The sequence below is a fragment of the Rhodoferax sp. EU05-FHT12H12 genome (assembly GCF_058791215.1).
The window spans coordinates 678,046-700,373 of record NZ_JBYTDI010000001.1 but is presented as its reverse complement, the minus strand read 5'-3'; the positions used below and the strand labels follow the sequence as shown (position 1 = coordinate 700,373).

Genomic DNA, 22,328 nt, shown 5'->3' with positions numbered 1-22,328 from the left:
TTTGGGCTCCGAAAGCCCTTTTAAGGAAAAGACATGCAGGCTAGTGTGGTGGGCATACGGGTAAAGCCGTTGGTGATGGCGCTGGGGTTGGCGTATGCAGCGTTTCCGGCAGCAGCCCAGGAGCCCGTGAAGACTTTGGCTGAAGTGGTAGTTCTGGATACGGCTGAAGACGCCCTAAAGCAGGCGTCCGGGGTCTCCATCATCACAGTGCAGGATATTGAGAAGCGCCCACCAATCAATGATTTGTCTGAAATCATTCGAACCATGCCGGGCGTGAACCTGACCGGTAACTCCACCAGTGGTCAGCGCGGCAACAACCGCCAGATTGATCTGCGCGGCATGGGGCCGGAAAACACGCTGATCCTGATTGACGGCAAGCCCGCGAGCAGCCGGAATGCGGTTCGCTATGGCTGGCGTGGTGAGCGTGACAGCCGTGGTGACAGCAACTGGGTGGCGCCAGAGTTGGTGGAGAGCATTGAGGTTATTCGCGGCCCGGCAGCGGCACGTTATGGCAACGGTGCGGCGGGTGGTGTGGTCAACATCGTTACCAAAAAGGCCGCCAAAGAAACGCATGGACAGGTCAGCTTGTACGCGAACGCTCCGGAGCACTCCGATGAAGGTGCGACGCAGCGCTTGAACTTCAGCTTGAGTGGCCCTCTGGCTGAAAACTTCTCCTACCGGCTTACGGGCAATACCAATGAAACGGGGGCTGATGGCAAATACATCAATGCTGGCAAGCAAGCGCCAGGGTATGGAACTGTGTTGCCGGCAGGTCGTGAAGGGGTGCGTAACCAGGACCTGAGTGCGCAGTTGAGCTGGAATTTTCTGCCAGATCAAACCCTGGATCTTGATGTCAACTACGGGCGCCAGGGAAACATCTACACGGGGGATACGCAAAACGTCAATACCAACACCGCTGTGGATGCCTTGCGCGGCAAGGAAACCAATATTCTCACGAAGCGTGCCTACGCGCTGACGCACAAAGGCAAATTCGATTTCGGCCGAACCAGCAGCTATTTGCAGTACTCCGAAACGGAAAATGCGCGGGTTCAAGAAGGGCTGGTAGGTGGTACGGAAGGCATATTCCTCACAGGAACACCAACCTATCTGACAAGTCTGCTGCAGGATATGACGGCCCATTCCGAGGTGAACCTGCCTATCCGTGGCACCTGGAACCAAATGCTGACTACCGGTGTGGAGTGGACCGGACAGAAGTTGCAGGACCCCAGCTCCAACTCGCAGGTCAATACGTTCGGGAACATTCCCGGTGTCAGCAACTCGGGGCGTGGTGCAGACTCATCTGCCAATATTGTTTCTGTGTTTGCTGAGGACAACATTGAGGTGGCCGCCAACACTCTCTTGACACCCGGCATTCGCTTTGACAACCACACACAGTCTGGTGCCAATTGGAGCCCCTCGCTGAACCTGATCCAGATGTTGGGCAGCAATCTGACGGTGAAGGCTGGTGTAGCGCGTGCCTACAAAGCGCCCAACCTGTTCCAGAACAATCCTAACTATCTGCTCTACAGCTCTGGCAATGGTTGCCAGACGGTAGGTAACGGAACCACTGGGTGCTTTTTGCTGGGCAATGAAAATCTGAAGGCTGAAACCAGTGTCAATAAAGAGCTGGGTATCGAATACAAGGACGGGGGGCTTTCCGCCGGGATTACGTGGTTCCACAACGATTACCGCGACAAGATCCAGGCTGGAAGCACACCCATTGGCATATCGGCTACCGGCAACCGCAGCATCTATCAATGGACCAACGTTGCTGCAGCCGTAGTGCAGGGGCTGGAAGGCAATGTCCGCGTGCCGGTGACCAAGTCATTGGACTGGATCAACAACTTCACTTACATGATCGAGTCCAAGAACAAGGACACGGGCGACTACCTGTCCGTGATCCCGGAGTACACGGTCAACTCGGCGCTCGATTGGCGTGTCAGTGGCAAGCTGGGGCTGATGTTTACTGCCACGTTTTATGGTGAGCAAAAGCCGATGAAGTACGACTACAAAGGGGCACTGGTCACCGGTACCTCTGCTAACTCCGTATCGCCATATGCCATTGCCAGCTTCAGTGGTAATTACGAGATCAACAAGGGTTGGAAAATGAGCGCGGGTATCAACAACTTGTTCGATAAACGCCAATTCCGCCAGGGCAATGCGGTGTCGGTGACCAGCACCCCGGTGTATGGCACGACAGGTGGGGCTGGGGCCGCCACCTACAACGAGTCAGGCCGCACCGTGTATGTGTCATTGACGAGTTCGTTCTGATGAGCACCACGACATTGCAAGGAAAAGGGGTGCTTTGGCGCACAGTGTTTGCCGCCGTTGTGTGGCTAGGCCAGGCTGGGGGGCAGGGCGCAGTCGCACAAGAGGTGGTGACAGACCTTGCGGGGCGCAGTGTGCGGGCGCCAGCCAAGGTCGAGCGCATTCTGCTGGGAGAGGGGCGATTGGTGCCACTGCTGTCGGTGCTGGAGCGTGGCGACCCGCTGCGCCGTTTGGTGGGCATGTCGGCGGACTTTGAAAAGCTGGACCCGGCGGGTTATGCGCAGTATGCGAAGCGCTTTCCTGCGATCGGGCAGATTCCCCGCACGGGCCGCACCACGGGCGACAGTTTCAGCGTGGAAAAGGCAATTGCCCTGAAACCTGATTTGGCCATTTTTGGTCTGGGGGGACATGGTCCCTCGCCCAAGGATCGGGAAACCTTGGCGCGCCTGAATGCGGCAGGCGTGGCGGTGGTGTTTATCGACATTCGCTTGGAGCCGTTGCGCAACACTTTACCCAGCGTGGAGGTGCTGGGCAAGGTGCTGGGACGGCGTGTCGAAGCGGCTGAATTCATGGGCGTTTACCAAACTCAAATGACCCGTGTCACCCAGCGTCTGGCCCGGGCCAAACCGCGTCCCCCCTCGGTGTTTCTAGAAAACCGGGTCGGCATGAATGAGGAGTGTTGCGACACCATGGCCAACGGCATGCTGGGCCACGTGCTGGATGCTGCGGGAGGGCGCAATATCGCCAGCAGCATGGTGCCCGGTGCATTTGGCACACTGAGTCTCGAGTATCTGTTGAGCCATCCGCCTGAGGTGTACATCGGCACGGCCATTGGTGCCAGTGACAGCGTGGCACGCACCCCCAACCTGATTGTTCTAGGGGCAGGCGTCGATGTGCGTACGGCACGTGATTCGCTGGTGCGAGCCACCCAGCGCCGCGGCATTGCGCATTTGCCCACGTTCAAGCAAGGGCGGGTGCACGGTATCTGGCACCACTTCTACACCTCGCCATTTAACGTGGTGGCGGTGCAGACGATGGCCAAATGGCTGCACCCGGCACTGTTTGCCGATCTGGACCCGCAGGCCACCCTGCAGATGTTGTATCAGCGCTTTCAGCCAGTGCCATTGGATGGTGTGTATTGGGTGTCTTTGGAGGCTGCGCCATGAAGGGCGCAAGTCTCGTGGCACGTTATGACCAACATGTGCGCCAACGCCTGCGTCGCCTGCTTGGGTTGCTGGTATTGGTGCTGGTACTGGTTGCCATCGATCTGGCCACCGGCCCTTCGGGCATGCCACTCCCGGTGTTGTGGCGAGGCCTGTGGGACGCACAGAGTCTGCAACTTGGTCAGCGTGTCATCTTGTGGGAGGTACGCATGCCGTTTGCGGTGATGGCCGTGCTGGTGGGGGCTGCCCTGGGGCTATCGGGGGCACAAATGCAGACTGTGCTCAACAACCCGCTGGCCAGTCCATTCACCCTAGGGCTGTCGGCGGCGGCCACAGTCGGGGCCGCATTGGCCATCGTCACCGGGTTTGACGCCTGGGGCTTGGGCCTCCATGTGGCATTGCCCCTGTGTGCGTTTGGTGGGGCGGCTACAGCGGCCGGGCTGATTTATTTGCTGACTTGGCGTTGGGGGGCTTCGATCGGGGCGGTGGTGCTGTTCGGGATTGCGTTGATGTTCACCTTCGAGGCGGTGTTGTGGCTGTTGGAGTTCATTGCCGACAGCAATGCCCTGCAGCAAATTGTGTTTTGGAACATGGGCAGTTTGGGACGAAGCACCTGGCCCAAAATTGCGACCCTAGGACTTGTGCTGCTGGTGTGTGGCGTGTGGACTCAGAGCCAAGCCTGGCAACTAACCGCCTTGCGCGCTGGGGAGGACCATGCGCGCAGCAGTGGCGTGGCTGTTGAACGTCTGCGCTTGCTGAGTCTGTTGCGCGTCTGTGTGTTGAGTGCAACGGCGCTGGCGTTTGTGGGCACGATTGCCTTTGTCGGGCTGGTGGGGCCTCATATCGCGCGCATCTTGCTGGGGGAAGACCATCGGTTTTACCTGCCCGCCAGTGCCTTGGCCGGGGCGGTCATGCTGGCAGGTGCTTCCATCTTGAGCAAGACCCTGGTGCCGGGCGTAGTTCTGCCGATTGGCATCGTGACGGCACTGGTCGGTGTCCCCGTGTTTTTGGTGCTCGTTCTGCGCGCCAAAGGTGGATTGCAGGTATGACGCTGCAACTCAAACACATGGGGGTAGCCTATGCAGGCGTGCCTGTGGTGCAGGGGCTGGACCTGGCGCTTCCCGGGGCGGGACAGGTGGTGGCCCTCGTGGGGGCCAATGGTGCAGGAAAGTCCAGTACTTTGCGCGCTATTGCGGGTTTGTGCGGCATGACCGGTGAAGTCTGGCTGGATGGTGAAAACTTGGCTGACCTGAGCCTGGCGCAGAGGGCGCGCCGTGTGGCCTACATGCCGCAGAGCTTGCCCCAGGCCACATCACTCACCGTGTATGAGTCTGTGCTCAGCACACTGCGCATTGCCTGTTCGCACTGGTCGTCGGCACAGGTGCATGCGCGCATTCCTGAGGTGTTGCAGGCGATGGGCTTGGAGTCGCTGGCACTGCGGGCACTGTCCACACTGTCCGGTGGGCAAAGGCAAATGGCCGGGTTGGCCCAGCTGTTGGCGCGTAGTCCACGGCTATTGCTGTTGGACGAACCTACCAGTGCACTGGATGTGCGCTGGCAGCTGCAACTTTTTCAGGTCTTGCGCACGCATGTGGCTGCCCATCAAACGCTGTGTGTGATGGCCGTGCATGACCTCAATCTGGCGGCCCGGTTTTCTGACGTCATGCTGCTCATGGCAGATGGCCAATTGCTGGCCAGTGGCCCTCCAGCGCACGTGCTGACACCTGCGTTGTTGCACCAGGCATACGGCGTGGAGGCTCGGGTGGAGCGCTGCTCCCGTGGCATGCCGGTGGTGCTGGCGGATATGGCCGCACCATTCACCGATTGATTCAACTTTTTCTGACAAAGAGAAACGCATGCTATTTCTGCAAGGCTATATGAACAGTGCTGAGCCCAGCCGCTACATGACACGACTGTGCTATCACTTTTCCAAAAAAATCGAAGTGCAGTACGACGAGGTTCAGGGCGTGGCGCTTTTCCCTTGGGGTCGATGTACTTTGACGGCGATGGAGGATGGCATTCGCTTTGCCTGTGAGGCGGAGGATGCCAACAAGATGACCCAAGTTTGCAACGTGATCGACTCTCACGTGGTCCTGTTTTCCCGCAGAACGCCATTACAGGTTGTCTGGGATGCCCCGCGTGGGGAGTCAGGCCCCAGCGATGTGGAGGCCTGACCGTAGCAGTTTTAGGGCAGCTCGCCCATCTGGCTCTGCAGGTAGTTTTGCAAGCCCACTTTGCCAATCAATTCGATCTGGGTTTCCAGAAAGTCGATGTGTTCTTCGGTGTCATCCAGAATTTTTTGTAGCAGGTCGCGTGACACATAGTCGCGCACCGATTCGCAGTGGGCGATGCCGGCCTTGACAGTGGCCTGGGCGCCGACTTCGGCCTTCAGGTCGCATTCCAGTGCCTCAGGCACGTTTTCGCCGACCAGGATTTTGGCCAAGTCCTGCAGGTTGGGCAGACCGTCGAGCATGAAGATGCGGTCCATCAGCATGTCGGCGTGTTTCATTTCGCCAATCGACTCGGAGTATTCCTTCTTGGCGAGCTTCTCCAGTCCCCAGTGCTTGTACATGCGGTAGTGCAGGAAGTACTGGTTGATGGCGGTCAGCTCATTTTTGAGTTGGGCCTGCAGATGGCCAATGACTTGTGCGTCGCCTTTCATGGGGGGCTCCTTGTAGTGAAGGGGTAATTATCCCCAAGTGCCAGGATCCCAACGAATTCTCCCGCAGTGAATAACCCCCAAATAGAAACCATAAAAATATTGCAAATGAGAACGATTCGCATATACTAAATTTATTCGCAATGAATCAGACGCACTGATCAGCCCAGGAGAGACCATGCAAAGCATCCCGCAAGCCCACCCCAACGAGGAGTACACCCTGCCTTGTGCCGAAGCCCTGTTGGCCGGCACGATGGCGCTGATGACGGGCCACGTGCAGGCCTGCTGCGGTGCGCACCGCGAGGCCATGGTGGGCAAGATCGTCGCCAACCTGACTGCGCTGGCCGAAGACCCCTTGCTCTCGCCCGGCTTCAAGACCTTGCTGTGGGCCCTGCGTCAACGCTGGCAGAGCCAGGGGCAGGGCGCCGCACTGGCGCAACTGCCTGCCACCGAGCGTAGCTTGTGGCACAGCAGCCCGGAGGTTGTGCAATGAGCTCTGCAGTGCAAGCTTTGTTGGAGGGTCATAGCTCGGCGGCCCGCCATGGCAAACGCAGCGCCTACCGCGCGATGTGCGCGTGTTGTGCGCCCGAGCCAACGGCCCACGACGGCAAGCCCCAACGCCAGGGCGCCAAGCGCCCGGTCTTGGCCTGGCGCACCCGCCTGGCGCTGCAGCAGACCGAGGCCGCAGGTCTGGAAACCCCTGCCGTATAAGCAAAAAATAGAGCCAAAAGTGCCACTAGCCCTTACAGATGCTGCGCAAGCAGCTATTAAAAACATAGCATTTGGAGGCCCGCCCATGCTGAAGAATCTGCCTAGCCCTGAGATCCATTGCCACCACGACCACGTGGCACCCCCGGCATCCGGCTCGCGCCGTCGGCGCCTGTGGGACCTGGACCACCATTGCCATTGCCCACTGGTGGGGGTGAGTTTGCCCATGGACACGCTGCGCCGTTTGGTGAACAAGGCGCTGGGCGGCAGTGCCGTGGCCAATGACTACGAGGTGCACGCTGGCGCCGTGTCGGAGTGCGCGCGCCGATGCAAGCTGTCAGAGTTGATGCAGGCCGAACTGGACGCGCGGTATGCCCGCGAAATACAAATCTTCAAAGGGGCCAAAAGCGCCCTGGCGGTGGCGGAGCTGTGGATCAAGTACCTGAAAGCCGGTGATGTGGCGGGCGCCTTTTGGGCGGCGCTGAGCCATCCGCGTTGTGATGTGCCGCTGCAGGAAGCCATGTGCAAAGACTTGCACATGTTTCAGCATCAGGCAGGTGCCGGGGTGCGTCTGGAGATCGCTCGCTTCAATGCACTGGCCGAAGAGAATGCGGTGCTTGGGCGCGAGCTGGGCAAGGTGCAAGAACGCATCACCCGGGTGATGGCGCAGAAGACAGCGGATATGGAGCGCCTGCATGCCGAGCTGCTGCAGGCGCGCGCCGACGCGATTGCCAAAGACAGCCGTATCGCCTTCATGGCACAAGACCTGGAAACGCTGCAGGCCTCCATCCCGCAACTGGAGGACAAGCAGCGCCTGCAAAAGCGCGTGGACCAGATGGCCCAGCGCCAGCAGGAGCTGGAGGCGAGCAACGCGGACCTGCGCCGCCGGCTGGCTGTGGCAGAGCGCGCAGTTGCAGAGCGATCAGGCGTGGAGCGTTCGGTGGCTGAGTCGCCTGCCGTGCCGGATGTGCAGGCGGTGGTGGTGCAGCTGCACCAGAAGGTGGTGTTGTGCGTGGGCGGACGCAGCGGCAACATTGCCAACTACCGTGACGTGGTGGAGCGCGTGGGCGGCAAGTTTGCTCACCATGATGGTGGCGTGGAGGACAACGCCTCGGTGCTGGACGCGAACTTGGCCGCTGCGGATTTGGTGATATGCCAGACCGGCTGCATCAGCCACAACGCCTATTGGCGCGTCAAAGATTTTTGCAAACGCACGGGCAAACGCTGCGTGTTCGTGGAGAACCCCAGTGCGTCGTCGCTGGAGCGCGGCCTGGCTCAGATCACCTTGCCCAGGCCGGTAGCCGATGTGTTGGCGCCTGAGCTGCCGCGGTGAAATAAAGTGTCGGCAACAATGTAAATGCGAATACTTCTCAAGTAGAATAAGTTACTTAGAGTAGCAAGCCAAGCCAATCAAGGGCGTCTATCCAGGCGCCCTTGGCATGCCCAGCCAGCCAATGTGAAACAACCGTTTTTCCAATAGGTGGTGTATGGCAGGTATCCGTGTGTCCGGGCAGTTTTCGCTGACCCGGTTGTCCTTGTGTTTGGGCTTGGCGTTTGGCGGCAGTGGCGTGTGGGCCCAAGAGGCGCCAGTCACAGAGCGCCCGGTGGCGACGCTGAAGGAAGTGGTCGTCAGTGCCAGCCGTGTCGAGCAGGAGTTGGAGGATGTGCCTGCCACTCTCACCGTGATTACGGCCGAAGACATTGCGCTGGAAAACCCCACCGATCTGGAGGAACTGCTGGCGAACGAAGTGGGTGTGTCGGTGCGCTCCCAGCCCAACCGTTCTTCGGGTGTGTTTTATGCCACCGGACGTGGTGGAAATGAGGGCGTGAATATCCGTGGCCTCGAGGGTGATCAGGTTCGCTTGCAGGTGGATGGCGTGAGCTTGCCCTCCACCTACGCCAGCGGCCCTTATGCGGCAGGCCGTGGTGACACGATCGACCCGGAAGGGTACAAGCGGGTTGAAATACTGCGTGGGGGCTCCAGCAGCCAGTTCGGTTCGGATGGATTGGCTGGAGCGGTCAGTTTTGTCACCAAGGAACCGGAGGACTTGCTCACCTTGGGTAAGCCCCAGCAATTCACCCTGAAATCCGCCTATGCATCGGTGGACAACTCGTTCCAGCTTGCGCCCAGTTTTGCGTTTGCGGGTGATGGCGTTAAAGGCATGGTGTTGGCGAGCATGCGGCGCAGCCACGAAACCGACAACATGGGCACCAACGATGCCGCCAACACCAGCCGTACCACGCCTAACCCGGTCAACAACCAGGCGGACTATGTATTGGCAAAACTGGTCTTGTCGCCCAGTGCTGCACACCAGGTCAAGCTGAGCGCAGAAACCATTCGGCGACAGAACAACACGGACATCAAGAGTTTCTTCGGTGATCCTTTCACCGTGGCCACGTTGACAGACGTGGATGTGCGCGAAGACATTTCCCGCGACCTGGTCAAGCTGGATTACCGTTATGCGCCCAGTGGCGCGTGGTTTGATGTGTTGAGCGTTGGGGTGTACGCACAGCAATCCAAAAACCTGCAGTACGGCTATGAGGCGCGTTCGACAGCCCCGCTGGTGCGCACGCGGGACACCAGCTACGGGGAAAGCACGCTGGGGGCAAATCTGCAAATGGAAACCAACCTTGGTGATCGCATCAAGCACCGATGGGTTTATGGCCTGGATACATCCGTCACCGATGTCACTTCGTTGAAAGAGGGATACAACAGCTCCGGCACCGCCTTTGTGCCCAACAAGAGCTTCCCGGATACGGACTACCGTGTGTTGGGGGCATTCATCCAGGATGAAATCAACTTGGGTTCTGTGAGTGTGACGCCTGGTTTGCGATACGACAGCTTCAAGCTCACTCCCAAGCCCGATGCCCTGTACCGGGTCAACAACTCGGCAACCCCATCGGAGTTGAGTGACTCTGCACTTTCTCCGCGTTTGGGTGCTGTGTGGAAGCTGGCGCCCATGGCCCAGTTGTTTGCGAACTACGCGCATGGCTTCCGGGCTCCCAAGGCGAGCCAGGTGAATGGTGGTGTCACCAACTTGACGGCCGCAGATCCTTACACATCAATTGGCAATCCGAACTTGAAATCAGAGACGAGTGACTCCGTGGAGTTGGGGTTGCGTGGCCATATTGCCGACACCAAAAATTCTTACAGCGTTTCCGTTTTTCACGGCAAGTACAAAGACTTTATTGCCAGCAATGTCAAGGTGACGGATAACGCGGCGCCCACGCCGGATGTGTACCAGTCCATCAACTTGAGCAAGGTCACCATCAGCGGCTTTGAGGCACGTGCCAACTGGGCGCTGACGAAGAACTGGAACGTGTCGGCGGCCTATGCCCACGCCGAAGGTGATTCAGAGAGCAATGGTGTGAGCACGCCTTTGGCCACCATTGATCCGGACAAGTTGATTGTGGGTTTGAGTTATGCCCATGGCGCGCACTGGGGCTTGGCCACACAGATCACTGCGGTGGAGCGCAAGCTGCGCAACCCCGATACCACCAAGGTTACGCCAGGCGGTTACAGCGTGACTGACGTTTCAGCTTGGCACAACTTCAGCAAGTCAACCCGCTTGACTGCCGGCATCAACAACCTGTTCGATAAAAAGTATGTGGAATGGGCGGATGTGCGTGACCTGGCCGCTACCAGCACCATTGTGGATGCTTACACCCAGCCCGGCCGCAACTTCAAAGTGAGCCTGACCCACAGTTTCTAACGGTGAGGGCACCGTTTGCCGGAGGCGCTTTCGGGTGCTTCCGGTTTTTTACTTCAAAGAACGCAATGACTGACTTGACGTGGTGGAAGGGCTGGCGCCCGCTGTTTTTCTGGCTGGTCCTGATGTTGGGTGGCTGGCTGTTGCCGTCTTTGGGTTTCGCCGCCTCCTTGTTGTTCGTAACGACTGGTCCCATTACGCCAGGCAAATTCAAGGTGCTGTCTGAAGCTGCTGCCCCCTATGGTGTCAAGGTCGAGGCCAAGTTCATCGAAAAACTGGGTGTGGTCGATGCCCGCCTCTGGGCCGGGCATGACATAGTGTTGTTTGACGCGCCGCGCGACCATATCCAGGAGTCCATTGCAGCCAAGGTGAATGAAGCATTGCCTGCGTTGGCGCAGGCCAAAACACCGGTGTTGTGGCTGCACACCAGCAAGCCTCAATGGTCCCATCTACCGGATGATCTGGCCAGGCGCTTGCATGCCTATTACGTGAATGGCGGGCGCGCCAACAGTGCCGGTTTTTTTGCAACCGTGGCGGCCCACTTTGCCAAGAAGCCCTGGAAGGGGATTTCTGCGCCACAGGTGTTTCCGGCAACCGCGATCTATCACCCCAAGGCTCCTTCGCTGGTGTTTGCCGACACGGCATCGTATCTGCGCTGGAAGGGCGCGCCCAAGGGCAAGCCGGTGATTGCCGTGGCCTTCCACCAGCAAGCCATCGCGGCCGAGCAGACCGGCATGATTGATGACTTCATTGCCCGCATAGAAGCTGCGGGCGCCGTGCCGCTGGCCTTCTATAGCCCGGTGATGGACAACAACGCCAACACACAGGTGCTGGCGCCCGAGGGCAAGCCGCTGGCCGATGTGCTGATCACCACGCAGATCATGCTCAACCCCGAGGGGCGGCGTACCGAGTTTGAGAAGCTGGGCATTCCGGTGATCCAGGCCATGGCCTACCGCAAGGGCAGTGCCGATGCCTGGTGGAATGACAGCGCGGGCATTGCGCTGATGGACGTGCCGTTTTACCTGGCCCAGCCCGAGTACGCGGGAGTGCACGACATCATGGTGGCGGCAGCCACTGACAGCGACGACCAGTTGCGCGCGATTCCGGAACAAGCCGATGCGGTGGTAGGCAAGGCCCTGGGGCTGGCCCGCCTGGCACGTGCCACCAATGCAGACAAAAAAGTGGCCATCATGTTCTGGAACTACCCTGCGGGGGAAAAGAACCTGGGTGCTTCGTTCATGAACCTGCCCACCAGCTTGCACAGCACCTTGGCCGCCATGAAGGCCGAGGGTTACCGCACCGAGGCGATGGACGCGGCAGCACTGACGCGCAATCTGCAACGCCTGCTCACACCGTTTTACCGCCCGGGCAGCGTGGCGCAAGAGATGGAGGCGCTGGTGCGCGATGGCTTGGCCGAGTTGATGCCCTTGGCCACCTACAAACAATGGCTGGCCAGCCTGCCGGACGAGCGCCGTGAGGTCTGGTCGTCTGCCGTGGCACAGCCCGAGAAATCGGTATTTTTGGTGCGCCGCAATGGCGAGGCCTACTTTGCCATTCCGCGCCTCAAGTTGGGCAACGTGGTCATCATGCCGCAGCCCCCGCGTGGAGAACCGGTTGGCGGCGGCCTGTATGCCAAGGGCAAGGAGATTTACCACTCCACCACCGCAGCGCCACCGCACTCCTACATGGCCGGCTATTTGTGGACCCGCGCGCAGTTCAAGGCCGATGCCCTGATCCACTTTGGAACCCATGGCACGCAAGAGTGGTTGCCCGGCAAGGAGCGCGGCCTCTGGGTGCATGACTACCCGCTGATGGCGCTGGGCAATGTGCCCGTGATCTATCCCTACATCGTGGACAATATTGGCGAAGCCACGCAGACCAAGCGGCGTGGCCGCGCGGTCAACATCAGCCACCAGACGCCGCCGTTTGCGCCGGCCGGTCTGTATGCCGTGTTGACCAAGTTGCATGACGACCTGCACGCCTGGCTGGCCCAGGACCAGGGTGCGGTGAAGGAGCAATTGCGCCTGTCCATCACCGCCCAGGTGCGCAAGGAGCGCGTGGACCGTGATATGGCGTGGACACCCGAACGCATGGAGCGTGAGTTCCCCGTTTTTATCAATGCGCTGCACGATCACCTGCACGAACTTGCCCAAACGGCACAGCCCCTGGGCCTGCACACCTTTGGCCAGGGCTCGGATGAACAGGGCCGCCTCTACACCGTGCTGATGATGCTGGGCGCCCCGTTCTGGGAGGCCGCAGCCACGTTGGCCGATGGCAATGACCTGGAGGCCGACGAGGCCATCATTGCGGACTACGCCAAGATGACGCAAACCGCACCCTACAAGTTGCTGGTCAGGCATGCGGTGCAGGGCCAGCCCACCGACGGTTTGCCGCCCAAGCTCAAGGCCATGGTCGAACAGGGGCGTCGATGGGTCGCTGATCTGAAGGCAGACGGCGAAACCCGCAACCTCCTGGCCGCCCTGAGCGGCCGCTACATCCCCACGTCCTACGGCGGCGATCCGATCAAAAACCCTGACAGCCTGCCCACCGGGCGCAATCTGTATGGTTTTGACCCCTCCCGGGTACCCACCAAAGCCGCCTGGGAAGCCGGCAAGGAGGCGCTGGACAAGCTGGTGGCGGCGCACAAGCAAAAAACGGGCGTGACGCCTTCCAAGTTCACCTTTACGTTGTGGTCGGTAGAGACCATGCGCCATATGGGCATGCTGGAAGCCCAGGCGCTGTGGGCCATGGGGGCGGAGCCCGTCTGGGACGCCGGCGGCCGCGTGACCGACGTGAAGCTGGTAGCGCGCAAGGACCTGGGCCGGCCACGCATTGACGTGGTGCTGTCGGCCACAGGCCTGTACCGCGACCACTTTCCCAACGTCATGAAACAGCTGGCGCGTGCTGCCCAACTGGCTTCGCAGGCGACGGCCGAATCCGACAACGCGGTGGCCAAGAATGCCAAAACCATCACCGGCCAACTGCAGGCCCAGGGCTGGCGCGCCGATGCGGCACAGCGCGCGGGTGAGACGCGCATTTTCTCGGGCGCCTCGGGCAACTACGGCTCTGGTCTGGACGACGCGGCCTTGGCCACCGACACCTGGAAAACCAAGGAGGAGGGCGATCGCAAGATGGCCGAGCTTTACCTGCGCAAGATGCAGTTTGCCTATGGGCCGGTAGAAGCTGATTGGGGCAAGAGCGGCGCCGACCTGGCGCGTGAGGCCGGGGGCAGCAGCGGGGGAGCAGGCTTGAATCTTTACGCCGCCCACCTCAAGGGTACCCAGGGTGCGGTATTGGCCCGCAGCTCCAACCTCTATGGCATGCTTACCACCGACGACCCTTTCCAGTACCTGGGTGGTATTGCCACGGCGGTGCGGTACCTTGATGGCAAAGCGCCCGAGCTGTTTATTTCGAATCTGCGGGGCACGGGTTCGGGCAAGGCTGAGGACGCGGCGGGTTTTCTGTCCAAAGAGCTGGCCACGCGCAACTTCCATCCCGGCTACATCCAGGGCCTGATGAAGGAGGGTTACGCGGGCACCCTTCAGATGCTGGACGGCATCAACAACTTCACCGGCTGGACCGCGGTAGCACGCGAGATTGTGCGGGACGACCAGTGGCAGGAGTTTGCCGATGTCTATGTACGAGACAAGCACCAGCTGGGCATGCGCCAGTACATGGAAAAGAACAACCCCCACGCGCTAGCCCAGATGATGGAGCGCATGCTGGAGATGGCCCGCCAGGGGTACTGGCAAGCCGATGCTGCCACCGTGGATGAACTCAAAGCGCGTTACACCGATCTGGCGAAGCGCTTTGACGTGCGCACCAGCAACACCACCTTCCAGGAGTTTGTCGGTTTGTCAGGCTATGGTCTGGGCCAATCGGTGGACGGCGCGGTGACCGCTGCAGCCCTGGCGTCCACCCGTCCGGCCACGGCTGCACCGCCCTCTGAGGCTCCCGCAGAGGCAAGGCCTTCGGAACCTTTTGTCCCCCCTTTGATTGAAGGCATGAAGCTGGAGAAAGTGAGTGAGCCCGTGGTTCAGGCCTTGAGCACCATGCTCTTGTTGGCTATGGGTGTGTTGTTGATGACGCCGGCCATCGGGGCCTGGCGCCAATGGAGAAAAACATGAAAAACCAACGATTGGCCAGGGCCTTGAACCTGTGTCTTGGCTTGTGCCTGGGCGGCACGGCAATGGCCCAGGTGCCCAGTCAGCCCACCCAGGGCCTGCAAGGCCGCATCTGGGACACGCGCACCCAGGCGTTTATCACCGAGTCCGTGTTGTACCAGCGTGCCGCGGCTGCCCGCTATGTGCTGCTGGGCGAAAAACACGACAGTGAGGCCCACCACGCGCGGCAGCTGGATGTGCTCCAGGGCCTGGCGGCCCTGGGCGCCCAACCCGCGCTGGCCATGGAACAGCTGGATTCAGAACACCAAGACGCGCTGAGCCGCGCACAGTCGGCCGGGCAGACCGATGCAGAGGCGCTGGCCGATGCGGGCCAGCTCAACCGCAAGGGCTGGCGCTGGCCCATGTACAAGGATCTGATGGCCTTTGCCGCACAGCGCCAGTGGCCATTGCGTGCGGCCAATCTGTCGCGTGCAGAGGCCCGCAAGATCGCGCTTGGCGAAATGACACCGGCTTTGCCTGCTGCCACGCCAGCGCAGCTGGCGGCATTGGAAAACGATGTGGTGCAAGGCCACTGCGGCCACCGGCCCGAGCCTGCACGCTTGGCTGGCATCGTGGCTGCACAACGCGCGCGTGACGCACGCATGGCCCAGGTGCTGGACGCCGTGGGTGGCCCCGTGGTGCTGATTGCCGGTGCGGGCCACGTACGCAGCGACCGCGCGGTGCCGCGCTACCTGGCCGCACCCGACAAAGCGCTGACCATAGCTCTGGTTGAAACGGTGTCGGGCAAAGCCGCGCCCGCTGATTACGACCACGCCGGCTTCGATGTGCTGTGGTTCACCGCACCCGGCGAGGTGCGCCCCGATCCCTGCGCCACTGCATTGCCAGGCCTGGCGGCACCTGCTGCTGTGGCGCCCGTTGCCCCTTCAACCCCGTCTCCCAATCCCAAGCCTTAAGGAAACCCCATGAGCCAAAGCTCGATGATCGAAATCTTCATGTACCAGGTGGGGCAGCTGTTCTTGCTGCCGGTGCTGACCCTGGTTGCCCTGCTGTTTGTGTATGCGCTGTATGTGCTGGGCTCTTTCACGGTGCAGGCACTGCAGCGTCGCAATCCCGCCAAGTTGGGCGGCTACCCCTTGATGCGTTATGTGGAAAGTCGTCCCGAAGCCACCGAAGACGAGCTCGACCTGTTTGCCCACAAGTTGCTGGAGCCTGAACGTCTGGCCAGTCGTATCGCCCCCATGCTGGGCCTGGTGGGCACCATGATTCCCATGGGGCCTGCACTCAAGTCGCTGTCGGATGGCAACCTGGCCCAGGTGTCCGGCAGCCTGACCGTGGCGTTCTCTGCGGTGATCCTGGCGCTGATTGCCGCCAGCATCACCTACTGGGTGGCCAACGTGCGCCGCCGCTGGCTGGCCGAAGAGCTGGTGACCCTGCAGCAAAGGAAGACAGCATGAACGCCGCGCAGGGCCGCCCCAAGCAAGCTCGCATAGCAGTGCGCAGCGCGGAGGTTTTCCAATGAGCCTCAAGCTGTTGCACGAATCCGAGAGCGACGATCCCATCCTGTCGGTGGTGAACATCATTGACATTTTTCTGGTCATCATCGCCGCGCTGCTGATCACCGTGGCGCAAAACCCCATGCTCAATGCCTTCAGCAAGCAGGAGGTGACCGTGATCACCGATGCCGGCAAGCCCACCATGGAGATGATGGTGAAGAAGGGCGAGAAGATCGAGCGCTACAAGTCCAGCGGCCAGATCGGCCAGGGCGAGGGCGCCAAGGCCGGAACCGCCTACCGTATGAAGGATGGCGGCATTGTCTACGTGCCGGAATAGCCATTTACATATGAAATAGGCCTCTATCACCCGTGGAATATGCGCGAGCAGCTATGAAATTCATAGTGAATTGGGCGTGACCACGTCAGTACACCAGCCGCTCCGGGTGGATCTCCTGCAGGATGGTGGTGGCGATCTCTTCGATGGACTTGGTGGTGGTGGACAACCAGCGGATGCCGGTGCGCCGCATCATGGCCTCGGCTTCGCTGACCTCCATGCGGCAGTTCTCCAGGGCGGCGTACTTGGAGTTGGGGCGTCGCTCGTTGCGAATCTCGCTCAGCCGCTCGGGCTGGATGGTCAGTCCAAAAATCTTGCCTTTGTGGGGCACCAGGGCCGGCGGCAGTTGGCGGCGCTCAAAGTCTTCGGGAATCAGCGGGTAGTTGGACGCCTTCAGGCCGTACTGCATGGCCAGGTACAGTGAGGTGGGCGTTTTGCCACTGCGGCTCACGCCCACCAGAATCACATCACTTTGCTCCAGGTCGCGGTTGCTCTGGCCGTCGTCGTGCGCCAGGGAGAAGTTGATCGCCTCGATGCGGTCCTGGTACTCCTTGCTTTTGCTGGCGTCGCTGAAACGGCCAATGCGGTGGTTGGACTTGATCTGCAGCTCGTTTTCCAGCGGGTGCACAAACATGCCAAACATGTCCAACAGCATGCCCTGGCAGCCTTCCTGAATCACTTTGAGCACTTCCATGTTCACCAGCGTGGTGAACACAATCGGTTTGTTGCCGTCCACCACCCCAGTGTGGTTGATCTGGCGCACGGCCTGGTGCGCCTTGTCGGCGGTGTCCACAAAGGGCAGGCGCACATGGCGCGCCTTCATCTCAAACTGGGCCAGGATGGCGTTGCCAAAGGTCTCGGCGGTGATTCCGGTGCCGTCGGAAATGAAAAATACGGTGCGTTGGGGCATGGTGGGTGGGTCCGGGTGTCAGTGAATTGCAAGCGCGCGCGGGTTTTCAGGTGTCTGGCGGGGGGCGCCTGCCACCTACAATCACCGCAATTTAGCGCATTTGGTAACCGCGTCGTAATTCCATAAGAGCAACAACAGAAAACGAACGGTCGTGCGTTTCGGCAGGCGGGTGATATTTCCCCGCGGGGCCATGTAAAGGTTTTAACTTCTGGAGCATTCCTATGTCTAATCTTTTCAACCCGACCGACCTGGTCGTCCCCTTCGAGCTGCTGCGCATGGCCGATGTGGAATCCGTGGGAGGCAAAAACGCCTCCCTGGGGGAGATGATTTCCCAACTGCCGCAGGGCGTGAAGGTGCCCACTGGCTTTGCGACCACGGCGCACGCCTTCCGCCAGTTTCTGGCGCACGCGGGCCTGGCCGACAAGATCAGTGCCAAGCTCAAGGACCTGGACACCGAGGATGTACGCGCCCTGGCGCAGGTGGGCGCCGAGATTCGTGCCATGGTCGAGGCCCAGCCTTTCCCCGCGGACCTGGAGAAAGCCATCCGTGAGGCCTTTATCACCCTGTCCGGCGGCAACGCACAAGCCAGTTTTGCCGTGCGCTCCTCCGCCACGGCCGAAGACTTGCCCGACGCCTCTTTTGCCGGCCAGCAGGAAACCTTCCTCAACGTGGTGGGCATCGAGGACGTGCTGCACAAGATGAAAGAGGTATTTGCCAGCCTCTACAACGACCGCGCGATCAGCTACCGCGTGCACAAGGGTTTTGCCCATGATGTGGTGGCGCTCTCGGCTGGCGTGCAGCGCATGGTGCGCTCCGACCTGGGCGCGGCCGGTGTGATGTTCACCATCGACACCGAGTCCGGCTTCGACCAGGTGGTGTTCATCACCTCCAGCTACGGCCTGGGCGAAACCGTGGTGCAGGGCGCGGTGAACCCTGACGAGTTTTACGTGCACAAGCCCATGCTCAAGGCAGGCAAGCGCGCGCTGATCCGCCGCAACCTGGGCTCCAAGCTGCTGCAGATGGTGTTCACCTCGCCCGAAGAAAAGGCCGCCGGCGGCAAGCTGGTCAAGACGACGGATGTGCCCACCGAGCTGCGCAACCGCTACTCGCTGACCGATGCCGATGTGGAACAACTGGCCAAGTACGCGCTGGTGATCGAGGAACACTACGGCCGCCCCATGGACATCGAATGGGGCAAGGACGGCGTGGACGGCCAGCTCTACATCCTGCAGGCCCGTCCCGAGACGGTGAAGAGCCAGGCCGGCAACCAGGCTGAGTACCGCTACAAGCTCAAAGGCAAAGGCACCGTGCTGGTGGAAGGCCGTGCGATTGGCCAGAAGATCGGCACCGGCCCGGTGCGCATCGTGCACAACATCAACGAGATGGACACCGTGCAGGCGGGCGACATTCTGGTCACCGACATGACCGATCCCAACTGGGAGCCGGTGATGAAGCGCGCCAGCGCCATCGTCACCAACCGCGGTGGCCGTACCTGCCACGCGGCCATCATTGCGCGTGAACTCGGTATCCCGGCCGTGGTGGGCTGTGGCAACGCCACCGACCTGCTCAAGGACGGCATGCTGGTGACGGTGAGCTGCGCCGAAGGCGACACCGGCTTCATCTATGACGGCCTGCTGGAGACCGAGGTGTCCGAGGTGCAGCGCGGCGCCATGCCCGAGATCCCGGTCAAGATCATGATGAACGTGGGCAACCCCCAGCTGGCGTTTGACTTCTGCCAGTTGCCCAACCAGGGCGTGGGCCTGGCGCGGTTGGAGTTCATCATCAACAACAACATCGGTGTGCACCCCAAGGCCATCCTGGACTACCCCAACATCGACAGCGACCTGAAAAAGGCGGTCGAGTCCGTAGCCCGTGGCCATGCCTCGCCGCGGGCCTTCTATGTGGACCGCGTGGCCGAAGGTGTTGCCACCATTGCAGCAGCTTTCTGGCCCAAGCCCGTGATCGTGCGACTGTCGGATTTCAAGAGCAATGAATACCGCAAGCTGATTGGTGGAAGCCGCTACGAGCCCGAGGAAGAGAACCCGATGCTGGGTTTCCGCGGCGCCGTGCGTTACACCAGCACCGAGTTCGGCGAGGCGTTTGCCATGGAATGCGAGGCCTTGAAGCGTGTGCGCAACGACATGGGGCTGACTAATGTGCAGGTGATGGTGCCTTTTGTGCGCACCCTGGGCCAGGCCAAGAAGGTCACCGAGTTGCTGGGGCGCCATGGCCTGCGCCGCGGCGAGGATGAACTCAAGCTGGTGATGATGTGCGAGATTCCGAGCAACGCCATCCTGGCGGACCAGTTCCTCGAATACTTCGACGGATTCTCCATCGGCTCCAACGACCTGACCCAACTGACCCTGGGGCTGGACCGTGATTCGGGTCTGGAGCTGCTGGCTACCGACTTTGACGAGCGTGACCCTGCGGTCAAGGCGCTCATCAGCTTGGCCATTGCGGCGTGCAAGCGCCAGGGCAAGTACATCGGCATCTGCGGCCAAGGCCCCAGCGATCACCCCGACTTTGCGCAGTGGCTGGAAGAGCAGGGCATCTCGTCCATCTCCTTAAACCCCGACTCGGTGGTTGCCACCTGGCAGCAGCTCGCCAGCAAATGACGGCCGTGGCAAGCCCACGCCGGTGGCACCTGCATGCAGGGCTGCTGGCGTTGTGGTTTGCCGTGTCGTTTGGCGTGGTCTTCTTCGCCAACGACCTGCAGCAGGAAGTCCTGGGTTGGCCGGTGGGTTTCTGGTTCGCGGCCCAGGGCGCTGTGCTGGCTTTTATTGCCATCGTAGTGGTGTTTGCCTGGCGGGTGAACCAGCGCAGCACCGAAACCCTGGGCTTTGACCCGGAGGCCTATCGCGGCTACGAGCGGCGTTTGCATCGCCGCTTCGGGTTGTATGTGCTGTTGGTCTTGTTGTTCATTTTCGCATTGGCCTGGGCCGAGAGCATGGGCTTGTCCAAGCCCTGGGTTGCCGGCATTTTCCTGTCGACCACGTTGGTGCTGTATGCCGTCATTGGCGTGATCGGACGCACCGCTGATGCGAATGAGTACTACGTGGCCGGACGCCGTGTGCCCGCCATATACAACGGCATGGCGACTGCTGCCGACTGGATGAGTGCAGCCTCTTTCATCAGCATGGCTGGTGGTCTTTACCTGCAGGGTTTTTCAGGGGCGGGGGGGCAGCCCGGCGGTCTGGCCTATGTGCTGGGTTGGACGGGGGGGTTCTGTCTGGTCGCGCTGCTGGTGGCACCCTATCTTCGGCGCATGAAGCTTTACACCGTGCCCGACTATTTCGCGGTGCGTTTTGGTGGGCGTTGGCCACGCATGCTCGCGGCCATGGCTGCGGTGTTGTGTTCGTTTACCTATGTGGTGGCCCAGATCTATGGGGTGGGGTTGATCACCTCGCGCCTCACCGGCGTGCATTTTGAAATCGGCATTCTGCTGGGCCTGGGGGGCGTGCTGGTGTGTTCGTTTTTGGGGGGCATGCGGGCAGTGACATGGACCCAGGTGACGCAGTACGTAATCATCATCCTGGCCTTTCTTATTCCGGTGTCCTGGCTGTCGTACAAACAGACCGGAAATCCTCTGGCCCCCCTGGCCTATGGCCAGCAACTGGGCAAGATTGCCGAGCTGGAGCGGCAGTTCAAGGCGTCCCCCGTCGAGCAAGAGGTGATTGGCATTTACGCCCAACGCGCCCGCGACCTGGAGCGCAAGTTGCTCAACGTGGAAGAGGCTTTGCAACAGGAGCGTCAGGTACTACGCCAACAGTTGCGTGCCTTGGGGGATCTGAAGGCGGATGATGCCCGCGCCCAGCATTTGCGTCGTGAATTGGCTGCCTTGCCCAAAGATGCCAACGCGGCACGCGAGCGCTGGACCAAAGCGCTGGTCGACAATCTGGAACGTGCCCAACCCTTGGGCGGCATGCCGGCCCATACGCGGCCTTACGCGGGAAGTCCGGATGGCACTGCCCAGGAGCGAGCCGACTTTGATGGCGCCCGGGCCAATTTCCTGGCCCTGATGTTCTGCTTGATGGTGGGAACGGCTGGACTGCCGCATTTGCTCACGCGGTACTACACCACGCCCTCGGTGGCCGAGGCGCGGCGCTCGGTGGCGTGGTCCCTGGTGTTCATTGCCTTGCTGTATTTGTCGGCCCCGGCGCTGGCGGTCTTGGTCAAGTACGAGGTGATGGCGCACTTGGTGGGCCAGCCCATGGATGTGCTGCCCCACTGGATGGCCCAATGGGCGCGCGATCCCTCCCTGCTCATGGCCGTGGATGTCAATGGGGACCAAATATTGCAGTTTGCGGAGCTCAAGATCGGCCCGGACCTGGTGATGCTGGCCACCCCCGAGATTGGTGGCTTGCCGTATGTGGTGTCGGTGCTGGTGGCCGCCGGTGGCCTGGCAGCCGCGTTGTCGACGGCCGATGGACTTCTGCTCACCATCGGCAATGCGCTGGCCCACGATGTGTACTTTGAAGGCAACAGCAACAAGGCGCAGGCCATGCGCCGCGTCATGTGGTCCAAGTTCGCCTTGTTGGTGGTGGCTTTGGTGGCCGCCTACGCAGCGGCGCAACGACCAGCCGGCATTTTGTACCTGGTGTCCGCTTCCTTTTCCTTGGCGGGGGCTGCCTTTGTGCCCGCCATGGTGTTGGGCATTTTTTGGCCGGGCATGACCCGGTCGGGCGCCGTGGGCGGCATGCTGACCGGCTTGGGTGTCACGGTGTACTACATGGCCATCAATTTGCCGGTGGTGCGCCACACCCTGGGCTTGCAGGGCGACGGACTGTGGTGGGGCATTCAGCCTATTTCGGCGGGCGTGTTTGGAGTTTCTGCAGGTTTTGTGGCTTGTGTGCTGTGCAGCTGGCTGGGTCGCCCCGACCCGGTGCCTGAGCGCGATTTGGCACCCCATCTGGGCTGAGCTATAATCATAGGCTTCGCCTTGCTGCACCCTGTTTAGAC

Annotated in this window: 17 protein-coding genes; 15 read left to right on the top strand and 2 right to left on the bottom strand. The window is 60.8% G+C overall.

Annotated features, from left to right (window positions below):
• Positions 1-33 precede the first annotated feature (33 nt).
• From AC3WS7_RS03220 to AC3WS7_RS03200, 5 genes are read left to right on the top strand one after another with little or no spacing between them, the layout of a single operon-like run.
• Positions 34-2,271, top strand: coding sequence for a TonB-dependent siderophore receptor (locus tag AC3WS7_RS03220; RefSeq protein WP_492655352.1), 2,238 nt, complete (start codon positions 34-36; stop codon positions 2,269-2,271).
• On the top strand, positions 2,271-3,434 hold the full coding sequence (locus AC3WS7_RS03215) for an ABC transporter substrate-binding protein (protein ID WP_492655351.1): 1,164 nt from the start codon (positions 2,271-2,273) through the stop codon (positions 3,432-3,434). The genes AC3WS7_RS03220 and AC3WS7_RS03215 overlap by 1 nt, the downstream gene beginning before the upstream one ends.
• Positions 3,431-4,480 carry a FecCD family ABC transporter permease gene (locus tag AC3WS7_RS03210; RefSeq protein ID WP_492655350.1) on the top strand — a complete coding sequence of 350 codons (1,050 nt, stop codon included), beginning with the start codon at positions 3,431-3,433 and terminating at the stop codon, positions 4,478-4,480. Before AC3WS7_RS03215 ends, AC3WS7_RS03210 begins: the two co-directional genes overlap by 4 nt.
• Positions 4,477-5,259, top strand: coding sequence for an ABC transporter ATP-binding protein (locus tag AC3WS7_RS03205; protein ID WP_492655349.1), 783 nt, complete (start codon positions 4,477-4,479; stop codon positions 5,257-5,259). Before AC3WS7_RS03210 ends, AC3WS7_RS03205 begins: the two co-directional genes overlap by 4 nt.
• A gap of 28 nt (positions 5,260-5,287) precedes the next feature.
• Positions 5,288-5,605 carry a DUF2218 domain-containing protein gene (locus AC3WS7_RS03200; protein WP_492655348.1) on the top strand — a complete coding sequence of 106 codons (318 nt, stop codon included), beginning with the start codon at positions 5,288-5,290 and terminating at the stop codon, positions 5,603-5,605.
• A gap of 11 nt (positions 5,606-5,616) precedes the next feature.
• Here AC3WS7_RS03200 and bfr read toward each other — a convergent pair whose 3' ends face one another.
• On the bottom strand, positions 5,617-6,093 hold the full coding sequence (gene bfr / locus AC3WS7_RS03195; protein ID WP_492655347.1) for a bacterioferritin: 477 nt from the start codon (positions 6,091-6,093) through the stop codon (positions 5,617-5,619).
• A gap of 175 nt (positions 6,094-6,268) precedes the next feature.
• Between bfr and AC3WS7_RS03190 the strand changes: the two genes are divergently transcribed.
• The 8 genes from AC3WS7_RS03190 (at position 6,269) to AC3WS7_RS03155 (ending at position 16,462) form a co-directional block, all read left to right on the top strand.
• The gene (locus AC3WS7_RS03190) at positions 6,269-6,583 is read left to right on the top strand and encodes a hypothetical protein (protein ID WP_492655346.1); all 315 of its coding nucleotides are present in this window, start codon (positions 6,269-6,271) and stop codon (positions 6,581-6,583) included.
• Complete coding sequence (locus AC3WS7_RS03185; protein WP_492655345.1) at positions 6,580-6,801, top strand: hypothetical protein; 222 nt, start codon at positions 6,580-6,582, stop codon at positions 6,799-6,801. Before AC3WS7_RS03190 ends, AC3WS7_RS03185 begins: the two co-directional genes overlap by 4 nt.
• Positions 6,802-6,886: 85 nt before the next feature.
• The gene (locus tag AC3WS7_RS03180; RefSeq protein WP_492655344.1) at positions 6,887-8,131 is read left to right on the top strand and encodes a DUF2325 domain-containing protein; all 1,245 of its coding nucleotides are present in this window, start codon (positions 6,887-6,889) and stop codon (positions 8,129-8,131) included.
• A gap of 154 nt (positions 8,132-8,285) precedes the next feature.
• The gene (locus AC3WS7_RS03175; RefSeq protein ID WP_492655343.1) at positions 8,286-10,511 is read left to right on the top strand and encodes a TonB-dependent hemoglobin/transferrin/lactoferrin family receptor; all 2,226 of its coding nucleotides are present in this window, start codon (positions 8,286-8,288) and stop codon (positions 10,509-10,511) included.
• Between the two features lie 65 nt (positions 10,512-10,576).
• Complete coding sequence (gene cobN / locus AC3WS7_RS03170; protein ID WP_492655342.1) at positions 10,577-14,635, top strand: cobaltochelatase subunit CobN; 4,059 nt, start codon at positions 10,577-10,579, stop codon at positions 14,633-14,635.
• Positions 14,632-15,585, top strand: a complete 954-nt coding sequence (locus tag AC3WS7_RS03165; RefSeq protein ID WP_492655341.1) for a ChaN family lipoprotein — start codon at positions 14,632-14,634, stop codon at positions 15,583-15,585. The genes cobN and AC3WS7_RS03165 overlap by 4 nt, the downstream gene beginning before the upstream one ends.
• Before the next feature lie 9 nt (positions 15,586-15,594).
• Positions 15,595-16,086: a MotA/TolQ/ExbB proton channel family protein gene (locus AC3WS7_RS03160; protein WP_296469534.1), complete on the top strand. Its 492-nt coding sequence runs from the start codon at positions 15,595-15,597 to the stop codon at positions 16,084-16,086.
• A 61-nt stretch (positions 16,087-16,147) separates the two neighbouring features.
• Entirely contained in the window at positions 16,148-16,462 is a 315-nt protein-coding gene (locus AC3WS7_RS03155; RefSeq protein WP_296469532.1) for a DUF2149 domain-containing protein, read from the top strand.
• Positions 16,463-16,547: 85 nt separating this feature from the next.
• Here AC3WS7_RS03155 and ppsR read toward each other — a convergent pair whose 3' ends face one another.
• Entirely contained in the window at positions 16,548-17,369 is an 822-nt protein-coding gene (gene ppsR, locus AC3WS7_RS03150) for a posphoenolpyruvate synthetase regulatory kinase/phosphorylase PpsR (RefSeq protein WP_296469530.1), read from the bottom strand.
• Between the two features lie 221 nt (positions 17,370-17,590).
• On the opposite strand from ppsR, the gene ppsA reads away from it, so the two are divergent.
• Together ppsA and AC3WS7_RS03140 are read left to right on the top strand one after the other, a co-directional pair.
• Entirely contained in the window at positions 17,591-19,984 is a 2,394-nt protein-coding gene (gene ppsA, locus AC3WS7_RS03145; RefSeq protein WP_492655340.1) for a phosphoenolpyruvate synthase, read from the top strand.
• Positions 19,985-19,989: 5 nt separating this feature from the next.
• Positions 19,990-22,287, top strand: coding sequence for a VC_2705 family sodium/solute symporter (locus tag AC3WS7_RS03140; RefSeq protein WP_492655339.1), 2,298 nt, complete (start codon positions 19,990-19,992; stop codon positions 22,285-22,287).
• Positions 22,288-22,328: the final 41 nt, after the last annotated feature.